Here is a 22110-nt window from a genome sequence, read left to right as displayed (position 1 = left end):
GCTCCGGTTCTGGCCGGCGGGCAGGGCGGCAACCCTGGGCTGGCCTGGTGTCGTTCAGGGATGGGACGGGTGATGCGTCCGCAGCGGGGGTTTGCGTTCCCACTGCGGCGGCTGGATCGGTTCGCTACGCGTCGGAAGCGGGACCGTACTCATCGTTGACCTTGATCAACTCGGTCGCGATGGCGTTGGAGACCATCACGTCGGCTTCCTCCCGGATGTCCGGGTGGTCGGCAAGGTAGGCATCGAGCTGGTCGCGGGCTCTCCGTGCCTCGTGGTTGGCGCGGTTGGCGGAGCAAGGTATGGCGTTGGACCGTCCAAGGGCCGGTCCAACGCAGGTTCCTCCGCCCCGGGGGTGGCGGAGGGTCTCGGGCACCAAGGGGCGCCCGAGCAGGATCAGCCCATCGACACCTCCAGCGCTGCCGTGCCGCAACCGCGTGCCTCCGAAGCCGCCGCGCTCCACCGCGATCGCAACGAGACCCAGCGCACCGCGCGCGTCGATGTCCGCTACAGCACCGAAGAGAAGGCGGACATCGTCGCCAAGGCCCGCTCGCTGAACATCGCCGCCGCCCACTACGTCGGTGTCGTCGTCATGGCCCACCTCGACGGGGACCTCGCCTTGCCCGGTCAGCGCACCCCGCTCGACGACTACGTCGACGAACTCACCACCCTCCGTGGCGAGGTCGCCAAGATCGGCCACAACATCAACCAGATCGCCAGGAAGCTCAACTCCGGCGACCTCCCTCACTCCGGCGACACCGCCACCCTGGCCCAGGCCGAACGCACCCTCGCCTCGGTCGGCACCGCCGTCCACCACATTGCGGAGGCCACCAACCAAGCCGTCGCCACAAAGAGCCACCGATGATCGCCAAGATCAGCAGCGGCAAGAGCACAGCCGGCCTCATCCGCTACCTCTACGGACCAGGCCGCGCCAACGAACACACCGATCCCCACCTCGTCGCCTCCTGGGACGGCTACGCCCCCGACCCCGGCCGCGCCGACGACATCACGGCGGCCAGGAAGCAGCTCGTCGACGACCTCGACCTGCGCGTCAAGCAAGCTGATCGCCTGGGCCGCGCCCCGAAGCAGCACGTGTGGCACTGCTCCCTACGTGCGGCACCCGGCGACCGCCTCCTCGATGACGGCGAGTGGGCGGACATCGCTCGTCGCGTTGTCGCGGCCACCGGCATCGCACCGGCAGACGCCCCGGACGGCTGCCGCTGGATCGCCGTACGCCACGCCCCCGATCACATCCACATCGCCGCCACAAAGGTCCGAGGTGACCTCCGCTCAGCACGTCACTGGAACGACTACCTCACCGCTGACCGCGAACTCGCAGCCATCGAGGGGGAATACGGGCTGCAACGGGTCATCCGCGGTGACCGCACCGCCGCCAAACGGCCCCATCGCGCCGAACAGGAGAAGGCCCTGCGAAACGGCCAGGCCAAGGCTGCCCGCGAACGCCTGCGCACCGTGGTCCGCACAGCGGCGGCTGCCGCCACCGATACCGACGAGTTCCTCGGTCTGCTCAGCCACACCAAGGGAGTCCTCGTCGAGGTCCTGCACTTCCCCTCGGGAGAACCACGCGGCTACAAGGTCGCCCTGGAGAACGACCGGAACGCCAAAGCAGAATCGGTGTGGTTCTCCGGCTCCACGCTGGCGCCGGATCTCTCCCTCCCGAAGATCCAGAGCCGTCTCGCCGCAGTAGAGGTTCCAGCGTCCGCCGCCGAGGGGCGTCTCAGGCCGCACCCATGGCATCAAGCCACCGCAGCCACCGAGCGCATCCCCCACCACCTCGACCAGCCGGACGCCGGAGCCGCCCAGGCCCACCTGGCCGCCTTCGGCGAAGCGCTCGACGCCGTAGCTCTCACCGCACCGCCAGACATTCGTACCGAACTCCGCTCAGCAGCCTCAGCTTTCGAGCGGGCGACCCGTTCGCGCGTCCGCGCCGAGCACCACCACGCTCGTGCTCTACGCGGCGCGGTCAAGGCGATGCTTCGCGAGCCGGCACCGAAAGACGGAGCCGCCTTGGCGATGTTCCTCGACGCTGCGCTACTCGCCGTCATCGCCGCCGCACGCTGGCACGACCGACGAGAGCACGAGCAACAGGTCGTCGCAGCCCACAAGAGCCTGCTCCACCTCCAGGCCGCCTACGACCACACGGCAGCCACGCCCCTACTGGTCCTCGGCCAACGCCGACCGTCCCAGAATCTTGCGGACCAATACGTCCGGCTCATCCGCCAGGCCGCCCCGGCGCACGCCGACCAGATCCTCGCCGACTCTGCCTCGCAGGCGCTCACCACCGCATTGGCCGAAGCAGAGGCAGCGGGCCATGACCCCAAACGCCTGTTGCAGCAGGCAGCAGAAGAACGAGCCCTCGACGACGCACGCTCCCCGGCACGCACCATCGCCTGGCGCGTACATCGGCTCTCGCAGAGGCCGGCTCCCAGTCGACGAGCTCTGGCGGCACAGGCTCGCAGCACCGGACTACGCCACATGCCCTCGCCCGAACCTGCGGCGACGGCTTCACCCACCATTCCCGCGTCTCGCACTCGGCGGAGGTGATCGTCCAGCGGCTACCCCTCAGCGTGAACGAATCAACGGCTCTGTTCTGACCGGAGCTGGGAGAGGGTGTGCACGACCGGCAAGTCGTACTGGTCCTTGTCCTGCTCCCAGAAGGCGAGTACCCGAGCCGTGGCCTCGGCCATGTCCGTGGGCAGGTCAGCCGCACGGAGAGTATCGGCGACCTCTTCCATCTCAGGTGCCCAGCGCCAGGCTCGGGCTGCAACACTCGGCAGGTACTCCGGATCGGAGAGGATCGCGGAGATCATGATCTCGGCTTCGGCCGCGAGCTGATCACCGACTCCATGGGTGTCGGCGAGCGCGTGAGCGATGCCGGCGAGGGTACGAGCGGCCTTCTGGTAGCTGGCAAAGGCCATCTTCAGCGCGGAAGCGGAACCGGGTGTGTCCCCGACCTGGCACACGTGCAGCGCAGAGTCCGTGAACAGCGACGCCACCAGGTCGACGGCAGAGTCGGCCCCTGCGAGATAGAGCCGTGTGGCACGCCCCTCGCCTGGCGGCTGACCGAAAACGGCTCCGTCGACGACTGCGGAGCCGGGGCGGATCTCGTCGGCGATGCGCCGTACGCGTTGAGGGCTGATGGCGTTGACATCGGCATACACCCCCGCGAAGCCGTGCGCGGCCACCGCCGCCGCAACGTCCTCCGCCGCCTGCGGTGGGCAGACTGAGAGAACGACTGCGCTTCGGGACAGCGCTTCCGCAAGCGAGTCGCAGGGCGTGGCACCAGCCTCCCTCCCGCGGAGCCAGGTGTTCTCACTGCGGCCCTTGGTCACCGACAGCGCCTCATGGCCGCCGGCGGCGAGCTCGGCGGTGATCGCCGCGCCCATGGTTCCAGGGTGGAGGACGGTCACGGTGATCACTGGCTGCCTCCGGCGGTGCGCGACGTGGAATGTTCCTCATCCCCATGATCCGCTGTCTCTCGGCGCCGGCGGCTTCGGGCTCAATGCCTGATGGCAGTCCGGGCGCTGATGGCGGACAGAAGTGCCTCCGGTCTCGGACTCGCCGTTCAGGACGGGACAGCGGTACACGGGCCGCGGCCCCGACTGTCCTTGCAGCTCGTCTCACGCTGAAGCCGCGTCATGGGTACCGTGCAGGAGACGAACTCTGTACGGACAGACCGGCGGTCGCGCCGGATCGTCCGGCGGCCGGGAGGTGTCCTGATGCTGGAGGAAGCCGAGGAGATCGGCAAACGCGCTCGCAGGGCGAGGCTGCGACTGGGCATGCCGCAGGCCGACCTGGCGACGGCCCTCGGGAAGTCGCAGGGCTGGGTGTCGAAGATGGAGCGTGGACTGATCGAGCTGGACCGGGTCGGCCTGCTCAACCAGGTGGCCGCAGAGCTGCACGTCCATCCGAACGACCTGATCGGACGCCCGTACAGCAGCTCCCCCGACGACAGCCAGTGGCAGATCGCCGCCTCGTCGATCCTGCGCGAGCTGCGTCGCTACGACCTCGTTCCCGTCTTCGACGGGGATCCCCGACCGGCCTCACAGCTATGGCGTGAGGTGACCCGGCTACACCGCCTGCGGGACACCGCCTCCAACGTCGCGATCCTCCGAGTTCTCCCGGACCTGTTCCGGGAAGCGCGCGCCCTGGCGGAGGACTCGGACGGGCACGAGCGGGAAGAGGCGTATGCCATTTACGCCGTGTGCTGCAAGTTCGCGCACACCGCCGCGCACGCCCTCGGACACCCGGAGTTGGTGGCCATGGCGTGCGAACGGGCCGCGTGGTCTGCCAGGTTGTCGGGAGATCCGGTGCTGCCTGCCGTCGCCGACTGGATGCGCGTCTGGGACATGTGGGCGACCGCTGACTGGACCGACGCTCTGACCCTCTCGGACAAGGCGATCGCCTCGGTGCAACAGCCGTACGAGCATGGTGATCCGCTGGCTGTGCGGGCTTGGGGCACGCTTCAGCTTCGCGCGGCCATCTCCGCCGCTCGGGCCAACCGTCCATCGGAAGCGGAGGACCGGATCGGACATGCGAAGGACGCGGCTGAACGCATGGACGCGTACGTCGGGGCACCGGTGTACGACCGGCATTCGCTGACGTTCTCCGCCGGAAACGTGCAGATCCACGCGATCAGCGTGGCCCTGGAAATGGGCGAGCAGGGCAAAGCTCTGGAGATAAACCGCCGCACCAGCCCGAGCTTGGTCGGGGCACTGCCCAACTCCCGTCAGGGTCACCACCACATGGACGTCGCACGGGCCTGGCTGTGGGACGGGAACCGGGCAAAGGCCCTCACCGAGCTGGAGACGGCTGAGCGGATCGCGCCGCAGCTCGTACGGAACCACCCCATCGCCCGTTCAACGCTTCGCAGCATCGTCTACGCGGAACGGGCAGCCACGAGGGAGAAGCTGCGGCACATGTCCGACCGCTTTCACCTGGACGGATAGGGGTCGTATTCCTCCGGCTCATATTCGAGGCCCGTCCTGTCCCTAACTTCGGGGCATGACGCGACGACGTTCTTCTCATCTTCCCTCGCAGGAAGCCGAGTTAGGTACGGCAGCACCGTTCGTTCCACGGCTCGGCGACCTCGCAACGGACAGCGCTCGCGATGGCCGTGTCGGGGTCGTGGTCGCTCTCCCCGGTGAGGGCTCCGCTACGACGTACCACCTGCGTCCGCCCGGGGGCGGGGCCCCGTGGTCCGCGCCCGCCGACGGGACGACGCTCAGTCCCGTGCCGGTGAGGGCCACCCACGCCACGCTCTCGGCCGGACGGGACGCGGTCTACGACCCGCGGGCCCGGCAGGGATCGGTTCCCATCGAGTTCCACTTGGATGACGGCTCGACCCTCGATGGCGCGCTCATCCTCACCTCTGTCGAGCTGGAGTGGCTGCACCAGCAGACCAGCCGTCTCGTCGACGCACACGGACATGCCCTCGGCGGCACCCCGTGACCGGGGCTCGGCGACGCCACGCCCGAAAGGCCGCGCCGCGCTCCGTACGCCCCGAAGGCGGAGGCATCGCGCTCACGCTTCTGGCCGTCGCCGGCCTGGTGGGCCCGGCCTGGGCACTGCGTGAGCAGGCCGCCCCGCTCCTCAACGGTCTCGGTCACCAGACCGCCGCCGTCTCAGCGGACGCGAGCTCGCCCTCCGACCACTGACTCCGCTCCGCTGTCCGGGACGTTCACCCCACCTTCCCGGCAAACGGAGCCTGCCATGCACCCAGAACATCCAGGCGTGATTCTCCAGGGAGAGATCATGGACATCCCGTACATCGTCATCGACCAGCTCACCCCCGACCAACAGCAGGTCTGGAAGACCTACTTCGGCGACGCCGACCGACCCCGCTACATCGAGGAAGGTATCTGGCGCCGTACGCAGGAGAAGGCCACGGCTGACCAGAGCGGCTGGACGGCCGCCGACGACGCCCGGCGGCGGATCATCCACTACCGCTACCGGTACGGTCTGGTCCCCACCACCGCCGCGCCGGCCATCGGCCTGACCGACCTGTACCTCTACCACTCCGCTACCGCTCCAGCGGATGAGATCGACGCGCACCACGACGCCCTGTGGGACTCGCTCGCCACCGGCGGCTGGAAGGAGGCTCCCGGCGGATTCTTATGGACACGCCGGGATCTGAAGTGCCGGATCACCGAGCACGACGCCCACCCCCAGGACGCGGCGGCGGGCCGTACCCTCCCCGTCGGCTACCGCAGCCTGGACGTGCAGATCGCCTCGGTGTCCTACGCACCACCGCCCGCTGTCCGGCAGCTGCCGTGGAACGTCCTCTCCACCGGGATCAGGTGCAAGGACCGCCCCGGTACGCCGACCCGCGTCCCGGACCTGTCCGTCCTCGCGGACCTGCTGCCGTTCCAGGTGGAGATCGGCTGCGGTACGTCGGTCGAGGCGGGTATCCCGCCCCTGCACCGGCTCCACGAGATCTACCGGGTGACCGACCGCCAGGGCCACGAGCCTCGGGAACACCGCTTCACCCTCTCCCCGACAGCGGACACGCTCCTCCACGAGGTTCTGACGGAGCCGGAGGAGAAGACTGCGGAGTTCGTGGAGATGTTCCGCGCCTGCTTCCTGGCCGAACCGACCCCGGCGATGTGGGCGCTGAAGGAACTGAAGGACGCCGGTCACCTCGTCGGCCCAGTCATCACCAACAACTTCGACGTGCTCGCGGCGCGCGCCGGGCTCGACGAGTGCTTCATGCGCCGCTACGACCAGGCCGTACCCGATGTCGAGTGGGTGGACGGTGCCAAGGCCCTCCTCGTCGTCGGCCTGCACGCCGACCGCCGCAAGGTCCAGGCCCGAGCCCGCGCTCGCGGCATGCAGGTCGTCTACCTGGACCCGGAGGGCTTCTGGCGCGACGGACAGTTCATGCCGTACCCGCTGGAAGGGCCCCAGGACAGCGACCTGGTCTGCCGGGCGACCGCCGCCGAGGCCCTGCCCGCCCTCGTCAACCTGCTCAAGCAGCACGCTGGTTGAGCCACCTGCACGAAGAGGGCCGCGCCGGGTGTTGGCGCTAGCGTGACGCACCCGGCCGGCCCGGACTCCCTGGGCGGGCAAGGGACAAGGAAAGGAGCGTCGACCCATGCGCGTATCCGTCATCGGCTGTGGTCACCTGGGCATCCCCCACGCCGCTGCCATGGCCGAGATCGGCCACGAGGTCATCGGCGTGGACCTGGACCAGGCGAAGATCGACCGCCTCAACGCCGGCGAGTGCCCGATCTACGAGGACGGCCTGCCCGAACTCCTCAGCACCCACACCGCCACAGGACGCCTGCGGTTCACCACCAGCCTCGCCGAGGCAGCCGAGTTCGCCGACATCCACTTCCTCGCCGTGGGCACGCCGATCGACGCGGACGGACGGAGCTATGACACCGGACAGGTCTTCGGCGCAGCCCGCGCTCTCGCCCCGCACCTGACCCGCCCGACCGTCATCGTCGGGAAGTCCACGGTCACCGTCGGCACCTCGCGCGACCTCGGTGCTCTTCTCGCCCGGCTCTCCCCGGCCGGTGAGGACGTGGAGGTCGTCTGGAACCCCGAGTTCCTGCGCGAGGGCCATGCCATCGACGACACCCTGCGCCCCGACCGCATCGTCGTGGGCGTGCCGTCGGCTCGCGCCGAGGACGCGGTACGGCAGGTCTACGCACCCCTGCTCGCGAACGGCATCCCGCTGTTCGTGACCGACCCCGCCACCGCCGAACTCATCAAGGGTGCCGCCAACGCCTACCTCGGCATGAAGATCTCCTTCATCAACGGCGTCGCCGACATGTGCACCGCCGCCGGAGCCGACGTCCAGCAGCTCACCGAGGCCATCGGCCTGGACCCCCGCATCGGCCGCGGTGGCCTGAACGCCGGCCCCGGCTACGGCGGCGGCTGCCTCCCGAAGGACGTCCGCGCCTTCACCGCCTCCGCCCGCACCTTGGGTGCCAACGAGGCAGCGACCATGCTGCGGGCGGCGGAGGAGGTCAACGAATCCCGCCCCACCGCCGCGCTGAGTCTCATCGAGCAGACGCTCGGCCGACCCGTCGGCGGCGTACGCATCACGGTCTGGGGCGCTTCCTTCAAGGCCGGAACCGACGACGTCCGGGAATCCCCGGCCTTGGCGATCTCAGCGCTCATGCACCAGCGCGGCGCGACCGTCACCGTCCACGACCCGCACGCCGTGCCCACAGCACTGCGCCGCCACCCCGAACTCGACTACTGCGAAAGCCTCGAAGACTCCGTCGAGGCGGCCGAGCTGATCGTCCTGGCCACCGAATGGCCCCACTTCCGCGAGGCCGACCCCAAGGCCCTCGCCCCACTGGTCGCGGACCAGGTCCTCGTCGACCTCCGCAACCTCATCGACGCCGACGCCTGGCGCATGGCCGGATGGACCGTACGCCAGCTCGGACGACCCGCACAGGAATAGCCGAACCCATCGATCGGAGGTCCGACGTGGACACCCTGTGGGACAACATCGAGAAGCTCGCCGCCGTCTGCCGAGCAGCCGGCGCCCACCTCCCCGACGAGGAGCTCAAAGCCCTCCAGGTCGGCAAGGTCGCCGAGGAAGCCGGCGAGGCCATGCACGCCCTCCACGGCCTGAAGGGACTCACCACCTGCGGCGACGACCACACCTGGTCCGAGGTCCAGAACGACCTGGTCGGCGCGGTCATCGCAGTGCTCCTGGCCATGCACTACATCGACCCCACGGGCGCCCGCGCCACCTTCGACGAGATCCTCCACCGGCGGACACGAAGGGGCCGCAAGGCCGCTGCGGCGACCTGACCTTCTCCGGACGTGGCCGTCAGACCGCTCCCGATAAGCACGGTTGACGGCCACGTCCGATACACAAGCTGCGTCAGACACCTGCTACCAACGCGGTAGAACTTTCCCTACTTCATAAAGGCGGCTCGCTCCGCTCGCCGCGCACTCCCCAGCTCATCGCCGGGGCCCGATACCCCTGCCCTTCCGCCCTCTCTGGCCACGACTACGCCGGTCGCGCGGCTAGAGCGAGCACTGCGGGGCGGGAAGAAGCCCGCTGTGGCTGGAGCGTCGACTCCACGACTTCAGCCACCTCCCCGGTTCCGGTCCCGCGTCGAGCATGACCAGGGGGCCACTCGTTCACAATCCGGGCAGGGTCACAGCCTGCCCGAGTTGCTGGCCAGCGCGTGGCCCCCTGATCATGCTCGACCCAACCCGGGCAGTACACCGGCCAAACCCGCTCCGCCGACCTTGCTTTGGCGATATCCTAATCGCAAGATCACAAAGAATTCAACGATCCGAATAGGGTGGCGCAAGTCGATGGAAATTATTGAATCGGGGAGTTTCGACGGAACTTGGGCCAAATTCAAAGTGCGGGGAGGAATGGAACTCAAAGCCCACGTATGGCGCGGAGACTCACATCACTACTGGGAGGCGGACGGCACATTCGACAAGCTGCTCGATTTCCCGATTCTGGCGGTACTGCGCGCGGTAGGGCATTTCATTGAGACGGAAATTCCCCTCATCAGTGAGAAGCAAACTCAGAATGAGGCATCCTCGATCTTCATCAAAGGAAGGGACGACGAGCCTAGCCTCAACTTCAGCGTCAACCGTGACGGTAACCCCATGGTTGAGCTTTCAGTGCAATCTCACCCCAGAATTACCTTCAAGCAGTTCTATTCCGATGCCGCCAAAGTCTTGGAATCGATCGATGCGAAGCTGGTGAAAACTAAATACTACGACAGCCCCCAAGAACAGTTGCACGAGCTCACGACGACCTGGTCGACAGGAGACCGCACAGTCTGGCAGTTATTGAACTGTGCGCACTTGATCGAAATGATCGGGTGGCCGGGAAACGCGACCGCAGAGCATGTTACGGCGCAGCACGCCACTCGCCTGATCGTCAACGGGAACATTAACTCGCTTCTAGGACTGCGAGAAGATGGCCAGCTTGAGGCAAAATCAGCCTTGTATGAGATCGACACGAACGCCGGCAAGTTCGAACTGGCTAAGGATGTGGCACAGTTTGCAAACTCCTCCAGCGGAGGAATCCTAATCATAGGGATGAGAACGAAGGGAGATGGCACGGGAGACGTGTTTGCTAAAATCACACCTCTTGAAATTCAGTCCAAAACCGATTTGCGGTACAAGTCAGTGCTCGAATCCCGGATTTATCCAGCCATTGAAGGTCTCGGAATCGGCCTTACGCCTCACGATGGCGGGCATGTAATGTATATCACCATCCCACCCCAAAAAGATTCCCTGAAACCATTTATCGTGCAGGGAGCCGCCATCGACGAGACTGTAAGAGATTCGTTTTTCCTTATTCCGCAGCGGCGCGGGGACAGCATTTCCAGCATTCCCGGGAAGGCGCTTCACGCTTTTCTTGCCGGAAAACTATTTGGGGCAAACGAAAAGCGGGGATTTGGCGAGAGCGAACGCGAATAGAGTCGAGCGTCCGACAGATACAAGAATGACCTACCGATGAACGCAGGAGGCGCTGACGGTCAGCGTTTAATAGCGCCTCCCCATCGTGACGCTACTATCGAACGCAGCAGACGAGTGGAAAAAGCGACTGGAGAATTCACTCCTTATAGTCCGACAGATACTCGACCAGATCACCATATTCGGGACCGAGATCCCCAAGAGACAGGTTATACATCCCATTGTAGGTGGGCAGACCCCACTCGCGCACCAGGTCTTCATATGTGGGACCCAAGGATCTTAGCCCTTTCCAGGCGAAGTGAATTTTGGTGCGCAAATCAAGCATCAGATCATCGGGATTTTCAATGTATTTCCATCCAATTCGATTGATTGCAGCCTTGTCCCCTGCGAACAAGTCCCTATAGCCGATAAGAATGCCATGATAGAACTGCAAAATCGACCAGCTGTTTTCACTCCACACGTCGAGCGCGAGCAAGCGATCGCAGAATTGACTCGCCAGCGCTTCAACTTCCCTCTCTGGATTATCAAGCAGATCAGAAATTGCATCACATTGATAAGATGACACATTAAACAGATGCATAAGTTTCGCCCTCTTTCCATACTGCCTCAGGAGCGCCATGGCGGGAGGGGTGGGAACTTTATTGACAACAGGAATGTAGATACGCTTAGTCCCTTTGTTTCGCCATCCTGGATCATCGAAATTGAGAACTCTATCAATGTAGTCGGTTAGGCTGACAATATAAACCTCATTCTCATCTAGGGGCACCAGGAATAGAACCACCGCGACACTAGCACCCATAGCTTCGATGGTGAGCAGTTCATCGACTTCCATGTCGTAAGTGATCGCGTCGAAACGTGCGGCCCATTTTCCGCCTACATTTCGCCTTCCAGGCGGAAACTCCTTACCTAGCAGCGGGTTATAGCGCTGGACGGCAACCTTTTTCGTTACGTTTCTCTTTTTGATCGACTTTAGCTGAAAGAAGATGTGTTCACCCAGGGTCTCAAAGCTCTCCCCATCGTCACCCACTGGCTCAAAAATCTCTACGGTGCCGTCAATTCCGTAGTCGGGTGCATATTCGTGAAGAACCCACTCGCGGGGCAGTTTCGTGCGCAGAAGCACACCTGAATCTTCTTCCATAACGTGCCTGAAGTTACGACGCTTCTTGTGGGCCATATCAGAGACCTGCCGTCCGGTAATCTTCCTGTGGTCCCGAAGGGGTTAGGATTTCGGGGCCGTCCTCTACGTACCCGATCATGCCTAACGGGACGGTCCGGTAACAGGGTTTTCTGCGCTACAGTCCCAGTGCTCCCTCGGCCGTACCCCGAGTTGCTTCGAAACGGAAGCCACACCACCTCAGTGCCACCCCGGCCATGGCCCCTCTGAACAACAACCAGCATGAAGCTGTGAGGGAGGTCCGGGGTCCTGGCGACATCCATGCAGGTCCACCGAGAAGACTCTTGTTTGGGCCCTGGCCGAAGCACGGGTGCCGGTCGAACGCAGTGTCGCGCGACTGAAGCTCTGGCGCGCCTTTCGCAGGTCCCGATGCAGTCAGAACCGCATGACGTCAATCGCCAAAGCCCTCCTCACTCTGGAGCGTCACCGCTGAAGAAGCTCAATGGCTGGGGGCTTTTGCTTGCCGTCCAACGGCCCGGGCCCGGAGCCTCACTCGCCAGGGACGGCCGGCGAGTGACCGCCCCTCCGGTCCACACCCGGAGCACGTAGTCGCGGTCGTCAAGGCCGGGGCCAATGACCCGAGCCGATATACGCATACTCCAGTATGCTTGGACTCATGTCCTCAACGACTCGCATCACCGTCACGCTCCCCAGCGACCAGGTGGCGGAGCTCCGCAAGCTCACGGACAACGTCTCCGGCTACGTGGCCGAAGCCGTAGCCCGCCAGATCCGGCACCAGCTCCTGGGCGACGACCTCCGCCGCCACGAGGAGGAGCACGGCCCCTTCAGCGACGAGGAACTCGCCGAGGCCCGCGCAAAGATCTTCGGTCCCACCGGCACCTCCACGGGCGCGGATGCCGCGTGAGCGAGCGCATCGAAACCGTCGTCCTGGACTCAGAGGGGCTCTCCGCCTGGATCGCGCAGGACCGCAAGTTCCTCGCGATGCTGCAGGTCTTCCACGACATGGGAGCCGACCTGGTCATCGGGGCCAACACCATTGTGGAAGTCAGCCACTCCCGCACCAACATGCCTCGCCTGAATTGGGCCCTGTCCCGCGTCAAGGTAGAGCCCGTCACCGAACAGGCAGCGAAAGCAGCAGCGGAACTTCTCAGAGGTGCCGGACTGCACGGGCACAAGTACGCCATCGACGCCACGGTCGCCGAAGTTGCCCTGCGCCAGCCGAAACCCGTCGCCCTCCTGACCTCCGACAGCGACGACATGACGAAACTCTGCGGAAACCAGGTCCGCATCATCCCTCTCTGACTCGCCGGCCCACCCCGAGCACGCCCCATGGCAGGGTCCGCTGTGCAGCCCTCCCGTGCCCCACCCGTGCCCAGCAGAGCGGACAACAGCGGTCAGGTACAGCCTCCAGAGACCATGGCGCCCCCGACTTCCTCGCAGGAAAGCGCAGGTCAAAGCCCTTCCAGAGGCTCAAGCACCGCTGATTCCCAAGCTCAGAGCGCAAGTTCGATTCTCGTCACCCGCTCTTCGATAAAGGCCCTGGTCGATGACCAGGGCCCCTTTTGCGTTCGGCGTCGGCTCGGACTCGTGTGTGGAGGCCGTGCGGACAGCTGGAACCGCGTAGTTGCGGGTGGGCGTGGTGTCCTAGCGTGTGCGGAAGTGAACGGCGACGACTCGCGTACGGGGGAGGCTTCCAGTGGGTGACGAGGCAGCGCTGGCGGATCGGATTGCCGAGCGGCGGGCCGGGGTCGGTGATCCGGGGGCTCTGGTGGGTGAGTTGCGGCGGGCGTTGGTGCTGGTGCCGTTCGACCGTGGTGGGCTCTGGACCGCCGAGTTCGGTGGGGTGCGGTGGGTGTGCGGGTTCACAGATGAGGCGGCTTTGGCCCGGTTCGCCGAGGCTCGGACCGGTATGGACGAGGCCGGGGCTACGGAGCGGGCCTGGGAGTACGCCACGTTCCGGGGGGCCCGGTTGCTGGATGAGGTCATTCCGGCGATGGGGGTGCCGGCCGGGGTCGCGGTGAACGTGGCCGATCCGGACGGGTCGATGCTGTTCCCGCCGGTGGTGGGGATCGTCCCGGATGCCGTCGCCGTCGATGCGGACGTATCGGATGCACGGGCTGTCCGTGGGGACGCGCGAGACGAGGGGGCAGGACTGTGAGCGGTGGCGGGGCGGAGGACCTCAACGTCGATCCGGTCAGTGTTCAGCTGATCACCACCGGGCTGCGGGGGGCCGTGGCGGAGTTGAAGGAGGTCGGGGACGGTACGGGGGCGGTGCTGGGCAAGGGTCTGTCGGATCTGTCGATGACGGGGATGGAGGCCGGGCATCACGGGTTGTCGGTGGACTTCGAGGACTTCTGCGAGCGGTGGGAGTGGGGGGTGCGTGCGCTGGTCCAGGATGCCAACGCGATCGCGGCGAAGCTGGGGCTGGCGGCGGGGATCGTGTGGGAGGAGGACCAGTACGTCCAGGGCACCCTCAAGATCGCCGTGAACGCCGGTGTGGGGAATCCCCATGCGTCCGAGGACGAGATCGTCAAGCAGGACTGGGGCGATGTGTTCACCCCGGACTATCTGAGCCCGGACTACAGCCGCGAGTCGTTCGAGCGGACCGCGGACGAGGCCGGGCAGACCTGGAAGGACACCGGGCGGGCGCTGGTGACCGAGGGGAACGGCGGCCGTCAGGCGGACCAGCTGAACGAGATGTTCGGTGTGGACCAGGAGGCGTTCGACCGGTCCGTGGACGACACGTTCGGGCCCTCGCACCAGGAGCGGGCCCGGCAGCAGCAGGAGCAGGGCGGCGGGGGGAGCTAGGTCATGGGGTTCGGGGATTTCGTCAGTGACATCACGCCCGATGTCGTCGAGGACGCGGTCGAGGACGGTGTCGAGTGGGCCGGTGACCGGGTCGAGGACGCCGGGAACTGGACCGGTGACCGGCTGGAGGACGCCGGCTGGGAGTCCGGGGCCGACTGGGTCCGCGAGAAGTCCCGGTCCGTCGCGAACCGGATGGGCGCCGAGGTCGACGAGATGGACCTCGGGCAGACCGAGGACAAGACCAAGCTGATCTACGGCAGCCCGTCCAAGATCCGGTCCAGCGCCACCCATCTACGCAACCTCCAGGGTTCGTTCGACAAGGTCGGCGGCGGGCTCAAAGGCGTGGACTCCTCGGCGATCAAGGGGCAGGCGGCCGACGCGTTCCGGGACTCCGTGTCGATCGAGCCGCCCAAGTGGTTCAAAGCCGCCGACGCCTTCGAGAAGGCAGCCGGCGCGCTCGACTCCTTCGCCGGGACCGTCGAGTGGGCGCAGGGGCAGGCCCAGACCGCCATCGACAAGTGGAAGGCCGGGACCAAGGCGTCCGAGGACGCCAGGGACGCGCACAACGAGAAGACGACCACGTACAACAAGGCCGTCGAGGTCTACAACGCCAAGCCCTCCGACGAGCGCGATCCCGCCACGCTGCCGCCCAGGCCCGGCACCTTCAGCGACCCGGGCGCCGCCCGCATGGAAGAGGCGCAGTCGCTGCTCGCCGAGGCCCGTAAGCAGCGCAACACCGCCGCCGACATCGCGCGCAAGGCGGTGACGGCGGCGCGGGACACCGCACCGGCGAAGCCCCGGTACGCCGAGCAGGCCATGGACGGGCTCGCCGAGTACCAGGTGATCCAGACCCACATCGCGGGCGGCGTCGTCAAAGGCACCGCAGGGATCCTGAACTTCGCGCGCAGCGTCAACCCCACGGACCCGTACAACATCACTCACCCCGCCGAGTACGCGCTCGCGCTGAACAACACCGCCGCCGGGCTCGTCCGGGTCGCCAACGACCCCTGGGGCACCGGCAAGCAGATGATCGACGGGTTCATGAAGGACCCCGCCGAAGGGTTCGGCCGGCTCCTGCCCGATGTCGCCCTCACCGTCGCCACCGGCGGCGCCGGGGCCGGCGTCAAGGGCGCCCGGGTGGTCAAGGAGGCCGCCGACCTCGCCTCCGACGCCCGCAAACTGGAGAACGCCGCCCCCGAGGGCACCCACAACCGCCCCGACGGTGAACGTACGAGCGAGGGCACCGACCCGGTCGACCTCGCCTCCGGCCGTATGTACCTGCCCCAGACCGACGTGGTCCTGCCCGGCGTGCTCCCCCTCTCCTTCACTCGCCGGGCCGAATCGGGCTACACCGCGGGCCGGTTCTTCGGACCCTCCTGGTCCTCCACCGTCGACGAACGCCTGGAGATCGACGCCACAGGCGTCATCCACGTCACCGACGACGGACTGCTGATCACCTATCCGCACCCCGTCCCCGGGCTACCCACCCGCCCCGAGAGCGGGACCTCACGCTCCACCCTGAACCGCGACGAAGGCGGTGACTACACGCTCACCGACCCCGAGAGCCGGCTGACCAAGCACTTCGTCGGCCCTCCCGGAACGGAACCCGGCGAGGACGGCGAAGCGTGGCTCGTCCAGATCGCCGACCGCAACAGCAACATCATCAGCATCGACCGCACCGACGACGGCACACCCCTGGCGCTCGTCCATTCCGCCGGCTATCACCTCGTCCTGGCCACGGTCGAAGCGCGGGTCACCGAGGTGTCCCTACGGGACAAGGGCGGGGCGGCGCTCCCTGTCAGGTCTTACGGCTACACGGACGGCAACCTCACGACCCTCACCAAGCCCTCTGGCGCCGCACTCACCTTCGCGTACGACGACCGCCGCCGGATCACGGCCTGGATCGACTCCAACCATCGTCGCTACGACTATGCCTACGACGACCGCGACCGCATCATCGCCGAAGGCGGCGAGGACCGACACCTACAGGTCGTCATCGGTTACAGCGAACCGGAGCCGACCACCGGCCACCGCGTGACCACGGTGACAAGCGCGCAGGGGCACACCACCCGCTACCGCATCGACGACCGTTGCCGCGTTGTGGCCTCCACGGATCCGCTCGGGTACACCACACGCTTCGCGTACGACGAGCACGGCCACCTGGTGTCCCGCACCGATCCGCTGGGCCGCACCACCTCCTTCGCCCATGACGACGAAGGCCGGGTCACCACCGTCGTCCGCCCCGACGGCAGCGAACTCCGCAGCGAGCGGGACGCAGCGGGCCTTCGGTCCACCTACACCCTTGCGGACGGCACGCGCTGGCAACAGGAGTTCGACGACCGCGGCAACCGCGTCGCGCTCACCGGCCCGTCAGGTCACACCACGCGTTTCTCGTACGATGACCACGGCCGGTACGTCTCCGTCACGAACGCACTGGGAGCCGTGACCGAGGTTCGGTGTGATGCTGCGGGTTCCCCCCTCCGTGTGACCGATCCACTCGGGGCCGCTACGTGCTTCCAGTTGGATGCGTTCGGCCGTCCCGTACGGATGGAGGACCCACTGGGAGCCGTCACGGAGTTCGAGTGGACGGCCAACGGTGAGCTGGCGCGCCGCACGGGCCCCGGTGGCGTACTGGAGAGCTGGAGCTATGACGGCGAAGGCAACCGCCTCACCCACACCGACCCCGTGGGCGGCACAAGCCGCTTCGAGTACACCCACTTCGACCTGCTATCCGCCCGCACGGGGCCGGACGGCGCCCGCCACGAGTTCGTCCACGACACCGATCTGCGTCTGACAGAGGTCGTCAACCCGCAGGGACTGACCTGGTCGTACACCTACGATCCGGCTGGGCGGCTCATGGCCGAGACGGATTTCGACGGTCGCACCGTTGCGTACGGCGTCGACCCGGCCGGTCAGGTGACCAGCCGGACGAACGTGCTGGGCGACAGAGTGGACTACGAGCACGATCCGCTGGGCCGCGTGATCCGCAAGGACGTGGCGGGAGAGATCACGACGTACGCCTACGACAAGGCCGGGCGCATGATCCAGGTGACCGCCCCGCAGAGCGAGCTGATCTACCAGTACGACCGAGCGGGTCGGGTCAAGACGGAAATGGTCGACGGCCAGGCCATGACGTACGCCTACGACGCCCTAGGCCGTCGCAGCCGCCGCATCACGCCCACGGGGCGGGTCACGGCCTATGGATACGACGGCGCGGACCGTCTCGTCGATCTCACCACCGACGGTCGCCGGATCGACTTCGCCTACGACGCGAACGGCCGCGAACTCGAGCGTTGCTTCGGTGACATGCTGACGCTCACGTCGAGCTTCGACGAAGCAGGCCGGCTCCGTGCCGAGCACTTCAGCAACGCCGCCCGAACGCTCATCAGTCGTACTTACAGCTACCGGCCGGACGGACATCTCCTAGGTCTGGACGACACCGCACGTGGCGCGAGGACGTTCGGACTGGACGCCGCAGGCCGGGTAACCGCAGTCAGCGCAGCGGGCTGGGCAGAGGCGTATGTGTACGATTCCGCCGGCAACCAGACTGCGGCTTCGTGGCCGGCTTCCCACGCGGGCGGCGCGGCCGACGGCCCCCGCTCCTACGAGGGCACTGTCATCACCCGCGCGGGAGACACCCGTTACGAACACGACGCGCTCGGCCGCATCACCCTGCGGCAGAGGACCAGGCTGTCCCGGAAACCCGACACGTGGCGGTACACCTGGGACGCCGAGGACCGCCTCACGGAGGCGATCACTCCGGACGGCACCCGCTGGCGCTACGCCTACGACGCGTTGGGACGGCGCACCCGCAAGCAGCGGCTGGGCGGCGACGGGCGAACGGTGGTGGAGGAGACCAGGTTCACCTGGGACGGCTTCACCCTCTGCGAGCAGACCACCACCTCGGCGGACGTGCCTCACAGCGTCGCCCTCACGTGGGACCACCAAGGGGTGCGGCCACTGGCACAGAGCGAGCGCATCTTGGCCGGGGATGCCGCGCAGTCGACCATCGACCAACGTTACTTCGCCATCGTCACCGATCTCATCGGCTCTCCGACCGAGCTGATCGACGAGGCCGGCGAACTCGCGTGGCGCACGCGGACCTCTCTCTGGGGAACGACCACCTGGGCCAAGAACAGCACAGCTCACACCCCTCTGCGCTTCCCCGGCCAGTACCACGATCCGGAAACGGGTCTGCATTACAACCTCAACCGACACTACGACCCGGAAACCGCCCGTTACCTCACTCCGGACCCGCTCGGGCTCGGGCCCGCTCCCAACGCGGTCGCCTACGTAGACAACCCCTTCCGGTGGTGCGACCCGCTCGGCCTCGCCCCGTACGAACCGCTCCGCGAGGGTTACACCTCGTCCCCGGGCTTTCAGAAGGACCCGTACCACCCTGACGTCGTCGAGAGGCGCATCGAGGCGAATCGCGAGCTCTACGGCATCAAGGACCCCGATGCCAAGGGGATGATCGGGGCCAACGGCACCCAGATCACCAGCAAGACGTTGTGGAACCATGGGCCGTACCGGATCGACGTGGAAAACCCCGACCCCGGCGGACGAGCGGGGCAGCTCCACTTCCAGGACCAGAGCAACAAGGGCGCGAAGTACCAGTACGACTTCGACACAGGAAAGTTCGAAGGGCTTCCACGCAGCGTCGAAAAAGCCGTCGGAAGCAGTCCGGGCTTCATCGCAGGAATCAGAAAGGGGCTCGCCGCACTCGGCGAGGGATAGGCATGCGAAGCAATCCTCGAATGCGGGAGATCCTGCGGACGACAGACGTCACCGACCTGAGCGATCGGGACATTCCCCCCATGTTCCTTGAGGTCGTGGAGCTCGGGTGGTCCCTCACGGCCGCCGGTGGGCGCGTGCTGACCGACCTCTGTCCGGAGGCGCCTGGCACCTACGTCGACCGGCTCACGGAGGAGACGACGATCAACGGGAGGGGAATGACCGACTACGACCTCCCGGCCTCGCCGGACGAACGTACGCCCCTCCTCGTCCGGAGGTGTCTGGCGTATGTGTGCGCCTGCCTTCGGAAGGCGCAGGAGGAGTTCGGTGACACTCAAGTGAAGGCGTACGTCTCCCTCTCCTTCGCCGATACCGAGGAGGCCCTCCTCACCTCCAACGTCACCTTCTGCACGCCGCTTCCCGACGTCCGCCCCTATATCCCGGGCCTGGGAGCTGTTACGGACGCGGCCGTCGCGGAGATCTCGCTGGAGGACTGCTCGGCCTGGTCATGAGGGTCCCTTGGCCCCTCTCTGCTCGTGCCCCATCCGTGCCCAGCAGAGCGGACAACAGCGGGCAGGTTCGGCCTCCACAAACCATGGCCATCTAAACCGTCCCATGGGAAAGCGCAGCTCAGGACGTCTTTGGTGGCCCAAGAACCGCTGATTCCCAAGCTCAGAGCGCGAGTTCGATTCTCGTCACCCGCTCTTCGATAAAGGCCCTGGTCGATGACCAGGGCCCTTTCTGCGTTCGGCGTCGGCTCGGACTCGTGTGTGGAGGCCGTGCGGACAGCTGGAACCGCGTGGTTGCGGGTGGGCGGGGTGCTCTAGCGTGTGCCCGTTCGACAGTGGTGGGCTCTGGACCGCCGAGTTCGGTGGGGTGCGGTGGGTGTGCGGGTTCACCGATAAAGCGGCTTTGGCCCGGTTCGCCGAGGCTCGGACCGGTATGGACGAGGCCGGGGCTACGGAGCGGGCCTGGGAGTATGCCGTGTTCCGGGGCGCGCGGTTGCTGGATGAGATCATTCCGGCGATGGGCGTGCCGACCGGGGTCGCGGTGAACGTGGCCGATCCGGACGGGTCGATGCTCTGGGCCGGGTCACCGTTCGCCGGAAGACACGGCTGTCCCGCAAGCCCGACACCTGGCGGTACACGTGGGACGTCGAAGACCGCCTGACAGCGGTGACCACCCCGGACGGCATCACGTGGCGCTACCGCTATGCCCCCCTTGGCCGCCGCACAAGCAAAGTCCGACTGACCGGCACGTGTGACCCCATGGGTGAGGAGCTCCGCTTCTCCTGGGATGGCACCACGCTCTGCGAGCAGACCACGTTGAATCCGGAGCTTCCTCGTCCGGTCACCCTCACCTGGGATCACGACGGCATTCGCCCTCTCGCCCAGACCGAACGCATCCTTTCCTCGAACACGCGGCAGGACGTAGTCGACGAGCGATTCTTCGCGATCGCCACCGACCTGATCGGCACCCCCACCGAACTCATCGATGAGACCGGGAACGTGGGGTGGCAGTCCCGCACGGCTCTCTGAAGCAGCACGACAGGCGAGGGACAGCACGACCTACACGCCGCTCCGCTTTCCCGGCCAGTCACTACGACCCGGAGAGCGGCCTGCACTACAACCACCATCGGCACTACGATCCGCAGACCGCGCGCTACCTCACAGCCGACCCTCTCGGTCTCTCGCCCGCGCCCAACCCCCGTACCTACGTCCACAACCCCCACACCTGGTCCGATCCGCTGGGGCTCGGCCCCTGCCCCCGAGGAGGGTGGGAAGAAAAGGCCGACTTCTCCAGCCAGAGCGTGATGAGCAAGAAGTTCCACGCACATGCGGGAGATTTCCTGGACGAGCCGGGTAATCTCAAAAAAGCGAATTTCCAAAGGTTCGAAGACAGTATGCGCGCTCACATCAAAGCGGATGACACGAAGATTTACCGTTTCGACTACAGAGGCCAAGGGCAAGCGATCGGCTTCATCGACCCGACCACTCAGAAGATGGTCATGCTGCACGCGGACACCGGAGAATTCTGGTCAGGTTATGAACTGGGCGACAAGCAATTTCAGAGCATCATCGATAAAAGGGTTCCTATGGTGATCGGGTCGAACGAGGCCGGAGCTGGGGACGCCATGACTGTTCTCGACGGTCAGGGCACCTTCAGCGGACAATGGCTCGCGGCAGGAGAAAAGAAGATCGTCCCGGTGCCGACAGGGAGCCGAACCGACGGCTCTCTCGTCAGGCGTATCACCGAAGGATGCCGGACTGCGGGAGCCGACACCGTCCTGGTGATGCGCCCCTCCGCCGGGGCAGCCGCCCCTGCAGACACTCTCCCGCCGACCGATCCCGGCCTTGTCGCGCTACCCCCGCCTCTTCTGCTCGCCACTGCGAACCTGGAAGGCGCGATCCTGTTTTCCGGACCGGGCTACGCCTTGGTCGCCGGCACGTCGGCGTTCCTCGCGGGAGCGGCGCCAGAGGGAGTGGACCAGGCGCGGGCTCGCTTCGCCCGTTACGCACGGGCAGCAGCACGGAAATGGCCCGTTCTGGATTCGACCGCGCGATCGTTCCCTCCCGGACACATCGCCTGGAAGTACCCGAGGGACGTTCCTGAGGCCACCGCCACGGGCCAGCAGCTGGCACTTATGAGAGATGTAGCAGCCGGACGCTGCACGGGGGCGGAATTCGCCGTCGGTTGGCTGGACGCACGTCGTCGTTCGCAGCAGCGGGGCGAGCGGGTCCGCGATCCGTTGGAGACTCTTCTCGATCATGTCTTCTCGCTGCTGGAGGACTACTCCATCGACCCGCAGTTCAAGGAGCCAGACGACCTGTCGGACGACGAACTGAAGAACGCCGTCATCGAACTGCTACGCGAAGCGGAGTGACCAGCGACAGAAATCCTTCGGCCGACGCGGGCGCTCCAGGTGTCATCTCATGGACGAGGGAGGAGTGGGCACCCTGTCGGCGCAAAACCGCAGTAACGCGGGGTATCCCGTGCCTCTG

The 22110-nt window shown here is 66.3% G+C and carries 18 protein-coding genes and 3 pseudogenes; 18 read left to right on the top strand and 3 right to left on the bottom strand.

Going from position 1 to position 22110, the window contains the following annotated elements; all coding sequences use genetic code 11:
• Positions 1-124: 124 nt before the first annotated feature.
• Positions 125-292, bottom strand: a pseudogene (locus ACIQRW_RS25925) (transcriptional regulator); the annotation flags it as partial.
• Positions 293-352: 60 nt separating this feature from the next.
• On the opposite strand from ACIQRW_RS25925, the gene mobC reads away from it, so the two are divergent.
• Both mobC and ACIQRW_RS25915 read left to right on the top strand, forming a co-directional pair.
• Positions 353-862, top strand: coding sequence for a plasmid mobilization relaxosome protein MobC (mobC, locus tag ACIQRW_RS25920; RefSeq protein ID WP_403764468.1), 510 nt, complete (start codon positions 353-355; stop codon positions 860-862).
• On the top strand, positions 859-2562 hold the full coding sequence (locus ACIQRW_RS25915) for a relaxase/mobilization nuclease domain-containing protein (RefSeq protein WP_403764466.1): 1704 nt from the start codon (positions 859-861) through the stop codon (positions 2560-2562). Before mobC ends, ACIQRW_RS25915 begins: the two co-directional genes overlap by 4 nt.
• Before the next feature lie 32 nt (positions 2563-2594).
• Here ACIQRW_RS25915 and ACIQRW_RS25910 read toward each other — a convergent pair whose 3' ends face one another.
• Entirely contained in the window at positions 2595-3437 is an 843-nt protein-coding gene (locus ACIQRW_RS25910; protein ID WP_403764464.1) for a DUF1932 domain-containing protein, read from the bottom strand.
• A 300-nt stretch (positions 3438-3737) separates the two neighbouring features.
• Between ACIQRW_RS25910 and ACIQRW_RS25905 the strand changes: the two genes are divergently transcribed.
• The 7 genes from ACIQRW_RS25905 (at position 3738) to ACIQRW_RS25875 (ending at position 10434) form a co-directional block, all read left to right on the top strand.
• Positions 3738-4967: a helix-turn-helix domain-containing protein gene (locus ACIQRW_RS25905; RefSeq protein ID WP_266410457.1), complete on the top strand. Its 1230-nt coding sequence runs from the start codon at positions 3738-3740 to the stop codon at positions 4965-4967.
• A 283-nt stretch (positions 4968-5250) separates the two neighbouring features.
• Complete coding sequence (locus ACIQRW_RS25900) at positions 5251-5469, top strand: hypothetical protein (RefSeq protein WP_366846068.1); 219 nt, start codon at positions 5251-5253, stop codon at positions 5467-5469.
• Positions 5466-5675, top strand: a complete 210-nt coding sequence (locus ACIQRW_RS25895) for a hypothetical protein (protein ID WP_366846069.1) — start codon at positions 5466-5468, stop codon at positions 5673-5675. The genes ACIQRW_RS25900 and ACIQRW_RS25895 overlap by 4 nt, the downstream gene beginning before the upstream one ends.
• A 97-nt stretch (positions 5676-5772) precedes the next feature.
• Positions 5773-7005: a hypothetical protein gene (locus tag ACIQRW_RS25890; RefSeq protein WP_403764766.1), complete on the top strand. Its 1233-nt coding sequence runs from the start codon at positions 5773-5775 to the stop codon at positions 7003-7005.
• 106 nt (positions 7006-7111) lie between these two features.
• Complete coding sequence (locus ACIQRW_RS25885) at positions 7112-8434, top strand: UDP-glucose dehydrogenase family protein (protein WP_403764461.1); 1323 nt, start codon at positions 7112-7114, stop codon at positions 8432-8434.
• Between the two features lie 26 nt (positions 8435-8460).
• The gene (locus ACIQRW_RS25880) at positions 8461-8790 is read left to right on the top strand and encodes a MazG-like family protein (RefSeq protein ID WP_403764459.1); all 330 of its coding nucleotides are present in this window, start codon (positions 8461-8463) and stop codon (positions 8788-8790) included.
• Positions 8791-9306: 516 nt separating this feature from the next.
• A complete protein-coding gene (locus tag ACIQRW_RS25875) occupies positions 9307-10434 on the top strand; it encodes a helix-turn-helix domain-containing protein (RefSeq protein WP_403764457.1) in 1128 nt (375 codons plus the stop codon).
• 136 nt (positions 10435-10570) lie between these two features.
• On the opposite strand, the gene ACIQRW_RS25870 is transcribed toward ACIQRW_RS25875, so the two are convergent.
• Positions 10571-11605, bottom strand: coding sequence for a DUF4365 domain-containing protein (locus ACIQRW_RS25870; protein WP_403764455.1), 1035 nt, complete (start codon positions 11603-11605; stop codon positions 10571-10573).
• A 271-nt stretch (positions 11606-11876) separates the two neighbouring features.
• Between ACIQRW_RS25870 and ACIQRW_RS25865 the strand changes: the two are divergent.
• The 9 genes and pseudogenes from ACIQRW_RS25865 to ACIQRW_RS25825 form a co-directional block, all read left to right on the top strand.
• Positions 11877-12038 (top strand): annotated as a pseudogene (locus tag ACIQRW_RS25865) (IS5/IS1182 family transposase); the annotation flags it as partial.
• A 183-nt stretch (positions 12039-12221) separates the two neighbouring features.
• Positions 12222-12470: a hypothetical protein gene (locus ACIQRW_RS25860; RefSeq protein WP_403764452.1), complete on the top strand. Its 249-nt coding sequence runs from the start codon at positions 12222-12224 to the stop codon at positions 12468-12470.
• A complete protein-coding gene (locus ACIQRW_RS25855; protein ID WP_403764450.1) occupies positions 12467-12868 on the top strand; it encodes a PIN domain-containing protein in 402 nt (133 codons plus the stop codon). The genes ACIQRW_RS25860 and ACIQRW_RS25855 overlap by 4 nt, the downstream gene beginning before the upstream one ends.
• A 394-nt stretch (positions 12869-13262) precedes the next feature.
• Positions 13263-13724, top strand: a complete 462-nt coding sequence (locus ACIQRW_RS25850; protein WP_403764448.1) for a hypothetical protein — start codon at positions 13263-13265, stop codon at positions 13722-13724.
• Positions 13721-14374, top strand: coding sequence for a hypothetical protein (locus ACIQRW_RS25845; protein ID WP_403764446.1), 654 nt, complete (start codon positions 13721-13723; stop codon positions 14372-14374). Before ACIQRW_RS25850 ends, ACIQRW_RS25845 begins: the two co-directional genes overlap by 4 nt.
• A gap of 3 nt (positions 14375-14377) precedes the next feature.
• Positions 14378-19111, top strand: a complete 4734-nt coding sequence (locus ACIQRW_RS25840) for a putative T7SS-secreted protein (RefSeq protein WP_403764444.1) — start codon at positions 14378-14380, stop codon at positions 19109-19111.
• Between the two features lie 80 nt (positions 19112-19191).
• Positions 19192-19620: a hypothetical protein gene (locus tag ACIQRW_RS25835; RefSeq protein WP_403764442.1), complete on the top strand. Its 429-nt coding sequence runs from the start codon at positions 19192-19194 to the stop codon at positions 19618-19620.
• Between the two features lie 277 nt (positions 19621-19897).
• A complete protein-coding gene (locus tag ACIQRW_RS25830; protein ID WP_403764764.1) occupies positions 19898-20278 on the top strand; it encodes a hypothetical protein in 381 nt (126 codons plus the stop codon).
• A pseudogene (locus tag ACIQRW_RS25825) lies at positions 20170-21146 on the top strand (RHS repeat-associated core domain-containing protein); the annotation flags it as partial. The gene ACIQRW_RS25830 and the pseudogene ACIQRW_RS25825, both read left to right, overlap by 109 nt.
• Positions 21147-22110: the final 964 nt, after the last annotated feature.

The sequence above is a fragment of the Streptomyces sp. NPDC091287 genome (genome assembly GCF_044768525.1).
In the GTDB taxonomy this organism is placed as follows: Bacteria; Actinomycetota; Actinomycetes; order Streptomycetales; family Streptomycetaceae; genus Streptomyces.
The sequence above is the reverse complement of the archived record's forward strand: the minus strand, read 5'-3'. Positions and strand labels throughout refer to the sequence as shown.

Bases quoted from the DNA above. Each gene is read 5' to 3' on its own strand.
- ACIQRW_RS25915 (WP_403764466.1), top strand. From the start codon at position 859: ATGATCGCCAAGATCAGCAGCGGCAAGAGCACAGCCGGCCTCATCCGC.
- ACIQRW_RS25870 (WP_403764455.1), bottom strand. From the start codon at position 11,605: ATGGCCCACAAGAAGCGTCGTAACTTCAGGCACGTTATGGAAGAAGAT.
- ACIQRW_RS25840 (WP_403764444.1), top strand. From the start codon at position 14,378: ATGGGGTTCGGGGATTTCGTCAGTGACATCACGCCCGATGTCGTCGAG.
- ACIQRW_RS25890 (WP_403764766.1), top strand. From the start codon at position 5,773: ATGGACATCCCGTACATCGTCATCGACCAGCTCACCCCCGACCAACAG.
- ACIQRW_RS25885 (WP_403764461.1), top strand. From the start codon at position 7,112: ATGCGCGTATCCGTCATCGGCTGTGGTCACCTGGGCATCCCCCACGCC.
- ACIQRW_RS25835 (WP_403764442.1), top strand. From the start codon at position 19,192: ATGTTCCTTGAGGTCGTGGAGCTCGGGTGGTCCCTCACGGCCGCCGGT.
- ACIQRW_RS25905 (WP_266410457.1), top strand. From the start codon at position 3,738: ATGCTGGAGGAAGCCGAGGAGATCGGCAAACGCGCTCGCAGGGCGAGG.
- ACIQRW_RS25860 (WP_403764452.1), top strand. From the start codon at position 12,222: ATGTCCTCAACGACTCGCATCACCGTCACGCTCCCCAGCGACCAGGTG.
- ACIQRW_RS25875 (WP_403764457.1), top strand. From the start codon at position 9,307: ATGGAAATTATTGAATCGGGGAGTTTCGACGGAACTTGGGCCAAATTC.